Consider the following 12,783-nt stretch of genomic DNA (forward strand, 5'->3'; position numbering starts at 1 on the left):
GAAAAACTCCTTAGTTAAAATCCTGTTGCTAATAAAGCACTAAATAAAATTGGATGATCAAATCACCGTAAAAATAAGCTGTCAAAGTTCCTGCAGCAATAAAAGGACCAAAGGGAATCGGGTTTTTCCTTTTTAGTTTTCCTGTTATTAATCCAATAACACCAAAAAGAGAACCATATAAGGTTGCGATAAAAAAAGATAGCAGAACTAGTTTAAACCCTAGGACAAATCCAAGAACAGCAAACAGCTTAATATCTCCGCCCCCCATTCCTCCTTTGCTAATGATCGCAATAAGCAGAAGAAGTAGAAATCCAGCAGCTGCTCCTAAAAGGGAATCCCACCATGGTTCAAGTGGAATGAAGATTCGTTCCAACAAAAAAATCCCCATAAAAAAAACCAGCACTTTATCAGGGATAATCATATAAGTGACATCAGAAACGAAAATAATCATAAATAATGAGATTAGCGTCCACGCGACAAATAGCTCACTAGTCCAACCTATTATAAGTGGAGCTGCTGCAAACAAAAGCCCTGTCATAAGTTCAACAATTGGATAAAGAGGAGAAATGCGCGCCTTACACTGGCGGCATTTCCCTCCCTGAATCACGAATGAAAATACTGGAATCAGCTCGAATGCTGTAAGCTTATGCTGGCAACTTGGACAGGCTGAGCGCGGTGTGACGATTGACTTTTTTTGTGGTACTCGCAGGCCAACAACGTTGTAGAAGGAGCCGAGTATTAGACCAATTATCAATATATAGATTAGTATAAAATACATAGGCTAACACTCCAATAAATATACGTTTATGAAATCTTTAATTATTCGTTTTTATCACTATAATCATAACTATTTACTTCAGAAATTGTTCCTTCAAATTTTGCAGGGGAAGTTTGACCTTTAGCAGTAATACCTTCTTTTGCTGTTGCATCAATACTTGGTGTACCATTTTCAAACTCTACAGTATAAGATACTAGATTTTCTACCTCATTTATAAATTCTTTGAATTTTTCATTATCTTCATCAAGTGAGGTATTACCATCGACCTCATAGGAAGCCGAGTATAATTTAGCCGCATTTAACACTTGAAGGGCATCAGCTTTTGCAGCATCATATTTCGACTTTGCAATTATATTTCCTATACTAGGTACTGCAATCGCCGCAATAATCCCTAAAATAACTACAACCGCTAGTAATTCAATAAGTGTCAACCCTCTTTGATCTTTTAATCTTTGTCCAATTTTCTTTAACATACTAACCTTCCTCTCATTTTCTGTGATATAAGTCCTATTTATAATTATACTATCAAATTACTATAAAACTAGTAAATTTTGTTAATATTTTGCAAATGATTATCCTACTTGATTAAATATTTCAAACATCGGGACCATAATCGACGTGACAATTGTTCCAACTATGCCTGCAAGTACGACAATCATAAGTGGTTCGATTAGAGATTTGATTCTATCTGTACTGTTTTCAACTTCTTTTTCATAGAAATCAGCTACTTTGCCGAGCATAGCGTCGAGCACACCTGTTTCCTCACCAATCGCGATCATTTGTGTCACTAGCGGTGGAAAGGCCCAATGCTTTTTCATTGGTTCTGTCAATGATTGCCCTTTTTCAAGTGAATTTCTTGATTGGCGAATGACTCGTGCCATCACTTCATTTTCGACGATTTTTTCAACGATCGACATTGCTTGTAAAATAGGGACTGAGCTAGTAAATAATGAGCTCATGGTCCTTGTCATCCTCGCTAATACAGCCTTTTGCAGCATCTTTCCAAACACAGGAATGCGTAGAATGAGTAAGTCCAAATAGTATTTCGTACGCAGGTTCTTTCTTAGGATAGCAATTGTCATACCAAATGCAAGAATCATCATTAGAATTAACCACCAATAGGCCTGCATAAATTCGCTTGAGCTTAAAACAAAACGGGTAATGGCAGGCAGTTCACCGCCAAAATCTTCAAACATGGCCACAAATGTTGGAACAACTGCTACTAATAAGAAAATAACAACCGCAATTGCTATGATACCAACAACAACTGGATAGGCAAGTGCTGAAATAATTTTTTGCTTCGTGTTATGCTGCTTTTCAAAATGATCAGCAAGCCTTTCCAGTGTTTCATCCATATTCCCACCCGCTTCACCTGCTCTAACCATGTTGATAAATATGGGTGTGAATATTTTATTATTTTTTGCGGCAGAATCTGATAACGGAATCCCCTCACGCAGGTCTTGTTCGATATCAAGCAGAACTTTCTTTAATGGTTTACTCTCCGTTTGTTCAGCAAGTATTCTCGTAGAATTAACTACAGATACACCCGCTTTTAATAAAGTTGAAAACTGTCTTAGGAAAATAACAAAATGCTGAAGTTTAACAGGATTGCCAATTGAAATATCTTTTGTCAAGAAGGATTCAGGAATTTGGGCAATTTCAAGTACCCGAATATCTTCCTCCTTCAGCTTAAGCATTGCCTCCCTTTTTGAATTAGCTTGAATGACACCCTCTTTTTTTCCTTTACGGTCTCTTCCTGAGTATTTAAATCGTGCCATATTAAATGATAATCTCCTGTAAAAAGGGTTCTGCAGCTTCTTTGGAAATAATGCCTGCATGGACGAGATCATTAATACTACTCTCAAGTGTATGCATTCCTTGAGCACGAGACGTTTGCATAATGCTTATGATTTGATGGATCTTTTCATTGCGAATAAGATTGCCAACCGCCGCATTATTCATTAATATTTCAGTTGCTGCTTTCCGCCCTTGCTTATCTTCTCGGCGAAAAAGCCGTTGGGATATGACCGCTACTAAAACAGAAGCCAGTTGAATTCTAATTTGAGGCTGCTGGGACGGTGGAAAGACATCAATTATTCGATTAATCGTTGCTGGAGCACTTGATGTATGCAGGGTTCCTAACACTAAATGCCCCGTCTCAGCTGCCGTAATCGCTGTTTGTATCGTTTCCAAATCTCGCATTTCCCCGACAAGGATTATGTCAGGGTCCTGCCGTAATGCCGCTCTTAGGCCATTGGCAAAATTCATCGTATCAAATCCTACTTCTCGCTGATCAATAATTGAATTCCCATGTTTATGGAGATACTCAATTGGATCTTCAAGGGTAATAATATGTTTTCGCATCGTATTATTCATGTACTGAATCATAGAAGCAAGGGTTGTTGATTTGCCGCTTCCAGTTGGGCCTGTCACAAGGACAAGGCCCTGTGGTTTTTCTGAAATCTTCCGTAATACATTGGGCAATTCCAACTCATCAATGGATGGAATTTTCGTAGGAACCACCCTTATCGCCAGAGAAATACAAGAACGTTGATGATATGTATTTACACGAAACCGAGAAACACCTGGGATGCCATATGAAAAATCTAATTCTCCCTTATCCTTAAAATGAGTCCACATACGATCCGGTATAACCGCTTTTGCCATTCCTTCTGTCTCATCGGGCTTCAGGATCTCTTTTCCATATTTTTTCAATTCGCCATTGATCCGCATAATAGGTTGAACGCCTACCGTTAAATGAAGATCTGAAGCTTTTAATTCAAATGCGGCGCGTAATAAATATTCTATTTTATCTTTCACTATTTGCACCCCTATTCGAGTGTTGCTACTCTCAATACTTCTTCTGTCGTTGTTAAACCTTGTTTTACTTTTAATAAGCCATCATCTACAAGAAAAATCGTTTTATGTTTAATAGCTAATTCTCTTAATCTTGCAATAGATTCTCCATTCATAATCGTGCGTCTTATTTCATCATTTATTACTAGCACTTCATGTATAGCAATTCGTCCTTTATAGCCTGTCATACTACAAGAGGAACATCCCCGTCCACGAATTACTTTTTCTATATTCATACCTCTTCTTGCAAAAATTTCAATTTCCCGTTTAGAAGGTACATGCTCCTCTGCACAATCTCGGCATACCCTTCTTACAAGCCTCTGGGCAATAATTCCGCTTAGTGATGAGGCAACTAAAAATGGCTCTACTCCCATATCCATTAATCTAGTAATCGTCCCAATCGAATCATTTGTATGCAAAGTACTAAGTACAAGATGTCCTGTTAACGAAGCACGAATCGCAACTTCAACTGTTTCCTTATCCCTAATTTCTCCGACCATAATAATATTCGGATCTTGGCGGAGAATGGAACGAAGACCTGTAGCGAAAGTCATACCAATATTCGTGTTTACTTGAATTTGATTGATTCCTTCCAATTGGTACTCAACAGGGTCTTCAATTGTAATAATATTAACCTCTTCACTATTCAATTTATTTAATGCTGCATATAAAGTAGAGGATTTTCCTGAGCCAGTAGGACCTGTTATCAGAACAATCCCAGTTGGCTTTTCAATCATTTCTATGAACCGTTTTAAATTTAATTTATTAAAGCCAAGTTTATTTATATCATTTAATGAACTGCCTAAATCAAGGATCCGCAAAACTATTTTTTCACCAAAAACTGTCGGCAAAGTAGATACACGTAAATCTACTGGATGGAAATCGAGATTTACCTTTATTCTGCCATCCTGAGGAATACGGTGTTCTGTAATATCTAAATTGGCCATTATTTTTATTCTTGCTGTTAAAACACCCTGCATATGCTTTGGAAGAACTCGTTCTACTCTTAATACTCCATCTATTCGGTATCGAACAATTACCTTCGTTTCTTGATGATCGATATGAATATCACTTGCTTTCATCGAAACTGCATTTGAAATTATTTGATTTACTAATCGCACAATAGGAGAGTCTTGATCCGTAATTTTTTCTTCTTGGTGACTTTCAGTTTGAGGATTATCACTTATTAATTCTTCAAAGCCTTCATCAATGTCATAGTATTTATTAATTGCTCTTAAAATATCATCTTTCGTTGCAATCGCCGTCTCAATTTGGAAACCTGTTGATAATCGCAAATCATCGATAGAAAAGAAGTCCATCGGGTCTGCCATAGCGACATAAAGCTTGTCCCCTTCTTTTTTTAGAGGAATTAAAAGCTGCCGTTTTGCTGTTTCCTTTGAAATAATACTAAATAGTTTTGTGTCAAATGGATATCGATATAAACTAATATGAGGAATTCCAAGCTGAAATTCAAGTACTTCAATAAGCTGTTGCTCTGTAATATATCCCCTTTGCAGTAAAGCATCACCGAGTCTTTGTCCTTCACTTTTTTCCTTTAATGTAGTGTGTAGCTGATCTTCAGTTAATAGACCAGCATCAATAAGTAGATCCCCAAGCCGTTTTCGGATTTGTTTCATACATCATCCCTGCTTTATTGGTGATTATTTCATTTGTTCCTTTGGTTTCCCCCAAAGATCATTTGTATTTTCGATCGTTCCAGATGAATCATCAGTGTTTTCTGGAGATGCAGATTTTACATCATCATTTTGACTCTCGGTAGTGTTAACATTTTCTTCCGAAGGAGACTCTTCTTGTAATTCATTATTATTTTTTTCTTTATTAATTAGCCCGTACACTTCAATACGATGAATTGGCGGATAATAATCCTCTGAGATTTCTTCTCTACTTAAAAACGCACCGTTTTCATCATAAACTTCACGGAAAACTTTAATTATTAACCCTTCTTTTCCTTCGGTTTTAACTTTTTTTTCATTCGGGTTCAATAGTGGGCTATAATGCTTGATTGTTTTCGGTTTAAAGGTCTGTTCATCCTGTTTCGTAATAACATATTTATTCAAAAAGGTCGTCCCTTTTAGCGATAAAGTTAATGTATTCTCACGCAACAGAAGGTCAATGACATAACCATTATCATTTGGATTAGCAAAAATCAAATCCATGCTTTTTTCGGCATCAACCTTTGCTTCAAATCCTAATTGTGCATATTCAGGTTTATCATTGCTAATATATCTTTCAATTATTGGAAAATTAGTTGGTAAAATTAATTGATAAATTGCCGTAGCTAATTTATTAATAGCAATTGGAGATTCCTTTTCCAATCCATTCTCTTCAAGGAATTTTAAAAGAGAAAATTGAGAATTTGGTTGAATTTCGATAGTTGATAGCTTTTCTATTATCCGCCTCATGTCAGCGTCTGTATCCTTGAATTCTATACTAGATTCATTAATAACAGCATTCTGATTTTTGTTTGCACCCATTAAATAGTTCTCTAGACTAAATTCTAAATTTTCGGATTCTAATATCTTGGCACTCTTTAATAAGTCTGACATTAGCTTATCAAAGTCAATCATATCACTATTTAATGATGGGAATGAATCAAGGATTTCATTCTCTAATGTATTATTTTCAAAATCAACAAGCAGCATATTTTTCTGTCCATTATTTACAGACTTCACTGAATCAACAATGTTAAACCGAAAATGAGAATTATTTAGTAATATTTTTTTCTCTTTATATCTAATATGTATATTCATTTCTTCTAACCAACGGGTCAATTGTTCGTCCACTAGTTGCATCGCTTCTGTTTCAGTTTTCCCTGAAACATCTACAATACCAGCCGTCGTTCCTTCGGCAAAGGTGTTTGTATTATTCAAAATCGAATGAAATGCTGAGGCACCAAAATGTGAGAAGGAAAAGATAAAAAAAGTGCATAGAAATAGAATGATAAATAGTTTAACTCCTAGCATATTTCTCACATGCGGACTCTCCTTTATACTTACATGAAACTTTATTTATGAAAAACTAGTTCTTCAATTTCAATCTCATCATTTGAAATAGATTCTCTATTCTCTTTTTGTTCAGTATTACTTGCTCGAGTAAGTTCAATTTCCTCTATTTCTTCCATTTCGACATCAATTCGATGTTGAACAAGTTCAAGATTTTCTTTAAAGTCAATGTCATTTGTTTCTATTAATTTTTCAATTTCAGACATATTAACGGTTGCAAACTCATTCTCATCATATTCAAATTTTACATCGATAGAGTCATGGTTATCGAATTTAATCGCTCGATTCGTTAGGAATGAGATATCTTCTTCCATATCTAGTAAATCATCTTTTTTTTCATAATGACTTAATTCTGTTTCAAATTTCTTAAAATTATCTTCCAGAATCTGAATGTCCTTTTGCTTTTCAGATTCATCGTCTACGTTTTTGAGAATATGATCTTCTTCAAGAGGGTTTTCTATTTGTTCTGTTGCATTTAAATCATTGGCAGATGTAATCGATTCTAGTTCTAATTGTGGCTTTGAATCCACTTTTTCCATATATAAATTTTCATGTTCTTGGATGTTTGGTTTCTTTTCTTTTAATCTGATATTTGACTGGGAAGACAAACTCTTCGCAAATTTCTTCTCTAAAATAAATGTAGTTAAAATGATCAGCAATATTATAATCAGCACTGATTGAAAAAGTTGGAATTGAGTATTGGCCATAAGCCCTACATTGGCAAAAAGAAATGCAATACCAATTAAACCTAATTTCTCTTTAATTGAATACCCAATCGGTAACAAAAACATTATTGGAATAAGAATAATCAATGAGGCTATTGCCAAAATAAAGGCTACCACTCTATCCCCCCTCATGAAAGTATAATCCGAATCTACTATAAAAACCGCAGGAAATTTGTTACAATTTTTCAAAAACTACTAAAAAAGTCCTATTATGACTTATATTGATTGATTCATATTGTATAATAAATAAAAGCGATTGAGAAGATTGTTTGTTTAAACTTCAGTATGGAGGAAAAGAAGATGAACCAAAAAGGGATTACGTTATTAGAAGTGCTGCTATCAATGTTAATACTCTCCATCATATTAGTCTCTTTTTTTAGTTTCTTCTCCCAATCAGCAGTATTCATAAAAAAAAATGATGATAAATTATCTGCTGTAAATACTGCTCAAATGGTATTAAATATATTGCAAGAAAATGAGAAAAAAAACACACTTTATTTACCACAAAGTGTTTTAGAGGACGTTAATAGTGGTAAATCAAGTATTATTACTAATGAAATGGATGAATTTAGCACATTATTAAATCAAGATATACAGTCTAGTTTTAAGATAAGTCTAGAATTTAAAGAAGGATATGAAAAATTAATACAAGTCAAAATAATGGTAAGTGACCCCAAAAATAATAAAAATGAAGCTAAAACCTATACATATATAAGCAGGTGAAAGATGTGAAAATTTTTTCTGAAAAAGGGTTAACCTTAATCGAAGTACTAGCGACTTTGACAATTTCATTCATTATTTTTGGGTCTATATATGGTGTTTTTATTAGTGTAAACAAAAATTATACTGGTTTAACCGAAAAAAACAATTTAAGTCAGGAAGCAAATATAATTATTACTACTATAAAAAAATACTATCTAGCAAACTCTGAATTTATATTAAAATACAATGAAGATAAAGAAACAGTTTTTATTGGTAAAAATGATAGTGAACCACTTATCGCTCTAACAGATCAAAATATTAAAATAGAAGAATTTTTAGCTTGTAAAGAAGAGATAACGGGCATGAACAAGAAAAAATGTGAAGATGAGGATAAATACGAAAATATCACAACATGGGAACCACTTTATCTAAAAATAACACTCTCAAATAAAAAAGGTCAGAAATATAACATTGATACAATGATTAATAAGTATTAGGAGTGAATTTATGAAGAATGAGAAAGGGTCATCCTTAATAGTAGTATTACTAATCATTACTTTAATTTCAGTATTTTCTCTTGTTATTATGAGTTCTACTGTAAACTCTCGCTTACAATTTAATAGTACTGAAAAAACAAATGTTTCAACGGATATTGCAGAAATGGGGATAACCCATTATTATACTTTGTTTAAAAAACTAGCAAAAGAGGCCTATTCTGACGCAGACACAGAAACTATAGACTGGGTAAAAAAATATTCAAAAAACAATAAAAGTAAGGATGAGCCTACACAACAGGAAATAATAGACTATTTTAATGAGCAATTTTGTAGCAATCTTTTAAATTACCAAGAAGTTAAAATTAATTATGAATCTATCTTTCCGATTGAAAATGAAAAGTATCAATTATACGTTACTAATTCACCGTCTGAAACAGCATGTGCTAAGACCTTAAATACATTGGAATTTACATTCACGAGTATAGGAGAGTTTGAAAAACAAAAAAAGGAATTAACTGGTACTATTACAATGAATAAAGGTAATGAGATAAACGATCCAGCTCCTTCTCATCCTCCTGATTCTAATCATTTCAAATACATAGTTAATAACAAAATATATAATAAGTATTACGATGGTTCAGTTTATTTTAAAGAGAGAATTGACATGAACGGAAATAGTAAAGAATTAGTCATCAACGGTGATGCTTATTTTGCTAAAGGTTTGGTTCTTAATGGAAATGTTACTTTAAAGATTAACGGAAATGCCTATTTTCTCGACGTAAGAAAGAATGGAAGTTCAGGAAATATTTGTGTAACTGGGCAAACTTTCAAAATACAAGACTCAACGTTGATACCTTATCCTCTTCCTGGAAATTCTTGTTCATCAAACAACGACAAATGGGATCCTGACTCACTCAATATTGATGTTGAGTATAATTAATAGCTATTAAAAAAGCAGCTAGAACTAAAGTTCTGCTGCTTTTTTATTTCACATACTCCGCCACTCGATTCCTTCCTGCTCTTTTCGCACCAACATATAAAGCCCTGTCAGCATGACGTATGAGTGTAAGAGGATTGTCTGCATCCTGCAGAGCTGTGGCTACGCCGATAGATACAGTGATTTGAACTTGCCGAGTTAGTTCCTTCGGCCCAATATGCTGGTCGAGAGTGAATAGGTGGTTAGCAATTAATCTTCTTATTAATTCGGCGGTTGTAAGGGCTTCTTCCTTTTCAATATTCGGAAGAAGGATGACAAATTCTTCACCGCCGTAACGAGCAACCGTTCCAGTATGATCTATTATACTCATTAGTTCAGTTGCAAGTTGACGAAGGATTTCATTTCCGCTTTGATGACCATAGGTGTCATTAATGGATTTGAAATGGTCAATATCAAGAATTATTAATGATAATGATTCTTTTTCTTGATTTTTCAAGCTCTCAAATTCGCTGAATAATACATTTTCGAAATAACGATAATTGTAAAGGCTCGTTAGCGCGCAGCGTTCACTCAAGGCTTTTGTTTTTTCGTAATTTCTTGCATTCTCGATCGCAATAGCAAAGTGAGAGCAAAGAATATCGACAATCATTAGCTGAGATTTTTTATATGATCTTTTTTGAGTTGAAGCAAGCAAAAGAACTCCTGTTACTTGGCTATTGCGAACAATAGGGACACTTAATACGCTTTCCACATTCTCAGGCATATACCCTTTCACAATATGTTTCCATTCTTTTTCTGAGCTGTATAATGCTGATTTTTTCTGCTCCCATACTTGACCGCTGATACCTTCACTCTTTTTGAGCGGCTGTATGTTGAAGGATTTTCTTTCTCCTTTTTCAACTTGGCGAATGAGATGAAGCTCTTCATTATCAACAATGTCAAGAATATATGCATAATCAACAGGGAGCATTTCAGTCAACTTCTGAATAAATAAATCTAATACTTCATCCATATTAAGTCTTTCAGCAAGTTGATGACCGATATCTGTTGCTTTTTGTAGAAGCTCATTAATATTTTTACTAGCAGAATAAAGATTTAGTGTGATAGACAGACTAGCAAATGGGACACTAACAAAGATGACTGCTAAAAATCCAACTTCCTTATGTAGAATATAAAGGACTAAACCAATCGGTAATGACATAAAAGTTGTGATTGTCTCCCAAACAAAGTCTTTACCAAAAACTTCTCTTTTTCCTTTATATATACTATAGTTAATCACCGCTATGAATAAATGATTAAAAAAATAAGAGAGAACGGGATAAATGACATATAGCCAAAGTGATAGTCCTTCTTCGTAAAAACTAGCACCGGTATCCCCTACAATATAATAAAAGATCCCACCACTCAGTAAAGATACGAGAAAAAACATAATGGAGTTGAGAGGAATCCTATAAAATTGTTCCTTTGATAGTCGTATTCTTATAAAGAGCACAGCTAACGTCAATTGAGCAATTACAAGCTCTATAAACAAGCCAAAAGTTAAAAAAACGGCCCAAGAAACCCATTGTAACAAAAAGATCGGAGCACCATTAATGACCATTGGAGTTGCCGCTACAAAGAATGCTAGACATAAAAATAATAGAATGTCTACAATATCAAAAGAGATTTGAGGAGGATACATCCGATAAGTTAGCCATAAACCAGTTGGGAAAACTAATAGCCATAAAGCCCAAATTAATTTTTTCTTATTAGAGCTAACCATTTATTCTCCCCCCTCCAATGATCTTTCTAGGTCATTAGTAACATTAACATCTTATCAAATTTTCTATTTAATGTCACATATCATTTTTCTAAATATTTCGATATATAAGGTTTAACTTCAGATAAAAAGTATAGGGATCCAGTCACGATTAGAACTTCATCAGCCTTTACGGTACGAATGTTTTCTTCAAGTGTCATTGCCCAATTTTTATTATATTGCTTATTTTTATTCCTACTCAGATCAAATAGATTCTCAGCTCGTGCTGCTCTCGGATAATTAAATTCAACAAAAGTTATTTTATCAGCTATAGCATCTAATTTATTGATCATATTATCTAATTTTTTGTCCGATAAAGCTGTAAAAATAATGTTCTTTTTATTATCAGGATAGCGTTTTTCAAGCTCACTGACTAATGCCTCTATTCCTTCCTCATTATGGGCACCATCAATTATGACTAAAGGGGTATTTGACACGACTTCAAATCTGCCAGGCCAATATGCCTTTTTAAGACCTGAATATACATGCTCGTCCTCTATTAAAAAAGAATAGTACTTGTTTAAAATCTCAATAGCCATAACGGATAATGATGCATTTTCAGTCTGATGCTTTCCAAACATTGAAATTTCGAGATTCTCCCATTTCCTAAAAGGGGTTTGCTGCGTAAATCCCTCACCCGTATCTCTTGATACATGTTCATTAATCAAGAATTGGCTGCCAAGGGAATACATAGTCGCTTTCTTTTCAATTGCTATATTTTTTATAATTTGTAGTGCATCCCCTTGTTTAACAGCTGTAACGATACTAACACCCGGCTTAATGATCCCCGCTTTTTCAAAAGCAATGTCAGTATGGGTTTCTCCTAAGATGCCTGTATGGTCTAGGCCAATGCTAGTAATGATAGATAATATCGGTAATATAATATTCGTTGAATCAAATCTGCCGCCAAGTCCCACTTCAAAAAGGGCAATGTCAACAGGGTTCACGCGCCCAAAATATTGAAGAGCCATTGCCGTAATAATTTCAAATTCGGTCGGTCCTCCGAATTCGCTTTCTTCCAATTCTAAAGATAGTGGGTAGATGTCGTTAGCTAATCGAACAATCTCCTCGTCGCTAATTGGCATTCCATTTAAGGATATTCTTTCATTAAACTGTTCAAAATATGGGGATGTGAACGTCCCCACTACATAACCAGCCTCCTGAAGAATCGAGCGTAGATATGTAACTGTTGAGCCCTTCCCATTTGTACCACCAATATGAATAGATTTAATCCTTCTTTCTGGATGATCTAGCTTTTCCATCATCCATTCCATTCTTTTAAGTCCTGGTTTTACTCCAAGCCTTAACCTTGAGTGAATCCATGAAACAGCCTCTTCATATGTAGTAAACACAATAACTGCCCCCTATCGAAAAAAACATGAATATGTATTTTTTTACTTTTGATACTGTTTAAAGCAAAAATATGAACGGTATTATCGTCATTTCGCTCAGTATTCGATTATATCA

General features: G+C 34.4%; 12 protein-coding genes. 3 read left to right on the forward strand and 9 right to left on the reverse strand.

The annotated features are described in order from the left end of the window. Positions 1–28: 28 nt before the first annotated feature. The 7 genes from FSZ17_RS16915 to FSZ17_RS16945 form a co-directional block, all read right to left on the reverse strand. A complete protein-coding gene (locus FSZ17_RS16915) occupies positions 29–778 on the reverse strand; it encodes a prepilin peptidase (protein WP_057771766.1) in 750 nt (249 codons plus the stop codon). A 41-nt stretch (positions 779–819) separates the two neighbouring features. Continuing rightward, the gene (locus FSZ17_RS16920) at positions 820–1,251 is read right to left on the reverse strand and encodes a type IV pilin protein (protein WP_057771768.1); all 432 of its coding nucleotides are present in this window, start codon (positions 1,249–1,251) and stop codon (positions 820–822) included. Between the two features lie 99 nt (positions 1,252–1,350). Further along, positions 1,351–2,556: a type II secretion system F family protein gene (locus FSZ17_RS16925; protein ID WP_057771770.1), complete on the reverse strand. Its 1,206-nt coding sequence runs from the start codon at positions 2,554–2,556 to the stop codon at positions 1,351–1,353. Position 2,557: 1 nt separating this feature from the next. After that, a complete protein-coding gene (locus FSZ17_RS16930; RefSeq protein WP_057771772.1) occupies positions 2,558–3,598 on the reverse strand; it encodes a type IV pilus twitching motility protein PilT in 1,041 nt (346 codons plus the stop codon). 11 nt (positions 3,599–3,609) lie between these two features. Further along, positions 3,610–5,271 (reverse strand): GspE/PulE family protein, encoded by a 1,662-nt coding sequence (locus FSZ17_RS16935; RefSeq protein ID WP_057771774.1) that lies wholly within the window; start codon positions 5,269–5,271, stop codon positions 3,610–3,612. Between the two features lie 24 nt (positions 5,272–5,295). After that, entirely contained in the window at positions 5,296–6,618 is a 1,323-nt protein-coding gene (locus FSZ17_RS16940; protein ID WP_228460360.1) for a G5 domain-containing protein, read from the reverse strand. Between the two features lie 41 nt (positions 6,619–6,659). After that, on the reverse strand, positions 6,660–7,499 hold the full coding sequence (locus FSZ17_RS16945; RefSeq protein WP_057771778.1) for a hypothetical protein: 840 nt from the start codon (positions 7,497–7,499) through the stop codon (positions 6,660–6,662). A 183-nt stretch (positions 7,500–7,682) separates the two neighbouring features. Between FSZ17_RS16945 and FSZ17_RS16950 the strand changes: the two genes are divergently transcribed. Genes FSZ17_RS16950 through FSZ17_RS16960 form a run of 3 tightly spaced genes read left to right on the forward strand, consistent with a single transcriptional unit; the run spans position 7,683 to position 9,521 of the window. Next, entirely contained in the window at positions 7,683–8,105 is a 423-nt protein-coding gene (locus tag FSZ17_RS16950) for a type IV pilus modification PilV family protein (RefSeq protein WP_057771780.1), read from the forward strand. A gap of 5 nt (positions 8,106–8,110) precedes the next feature. After that, positions 8,111–8,581, forward strand: a complete 471-nt coding sequence (locus FSZ17_RS16955; protein ID WP_057771781.1) for a PilW family protein — start codon at positions 8,111–8,113, stop codon at positions 8,579–8,581. A gap of 10 nt (positions 8,582–8,591) precedes the next feature. Further along, the gene (locus FSZ17_RS16960; RefSeq protein WP_057771783.1) at positions 8,592–9,521 is read left to right on the forward strand and encodes a hypothetical protein; all 930 of its coding nucleotides are present in this window, start codon (positions 8,592–8,594) and stop codon (positions 9,519–9,521) included. 43 nt (positions 9,522–9,564) lie between these two features. Here FSZ17_RS16960 and FSZ17_RS16965 read toward each other — a convergent pair whose 3' ends face one another. Continuing rightward, positions 9,565–11,280, reverse strand: coding sequence for a sensor domain-containing diguanylate cyclase (locus FSZ17_RS16965; protein WP_082625247.1), 1,716 nt, complete (start codon positions 11,278–11,280; stop codon positions 9,565–9,567). 80 nt (positions 11,281–11,360) lie between these two features. Then, on the reverse strand, positions 11,361–12,668 hold the full coding sequence (locus tag FSZ17_RS16970; protein ID WP_057771791.1) for a bifunctional folylpolyglutamate synthase/dihydrofolate synthase: 1,308 nt from the start codon (positions 12,666–12,668) through the stop codon (positions 11,361–11,363). Positions 12,669–12,783: the final 115 nt, after the last annotated feature.

Source organism: Cytobacillus dafuensis (assembly GCF_007995155.1).
In the GTDB taxonomy this organism is placed as follows: domain Bacteria; phylum Bacillota; class Bacilli; order Bacillales; family Cytobacillaceae; genus Cytobacillus; species Cytobacillus dafuensis.

Coding starts and splice junctions, on each gene's coding strand:
- FSZ17_RS16915 (WP_057771766.1), bottom strand. CDS start 778: ATGTATTTTATACTAATCTATATATTGATAATTGGTCTAATACTCGGC.
- FSZ17_RS16920 (WP_057771768.1), bottom strand. CDS start 1,251: ATGTTAAAGAAAATTGGACAAAGATTAAAAGATCAAAGAGGGTTGACA.
- FSZ17_RS16925 (WP_057771770.1), bottom strand. CDS start 2,556: ATGGCACGATTTAAATACTCAGGAAGAGACCGTAAAGGAAAAAAAGAG.
- FSZ17_RS16935 (WP_057771774.1), bottom strand. CDS start 5,271: ATGAAACAAATCCGAAAACGGCTTGGGGATCTACTTATTGATGCTGGT.
- FSZ17_RS16940 (WP_228460360.1), bottom strand. CDS start 6,618: ATGCTAGGAGTTAAACTATTTATCATTCTATTTCTATGCACTTTTTTT.
- FSZ17_RS16950 (WP_057771780.1), top strand. CDS start 7,683: ATGAACCAAAAAGGGATTACGTTATTAGAAGTGCTGCTATCAATGTTA.
- FSZ17_RS16960 (WP_057771783.1), top strand. CDS start 8,592: ATGAAGAATGAGAAAGGGTCATCCTTAATAGTAGTATTACTAATCATT.
- FSZ17_RS16965 (WP_082625247.1), bottom strand. CDS start 11,280: ATGGTTAGCTCTAATAAGAAAAAATTAATTTGGGCTTTATGGCTATTA.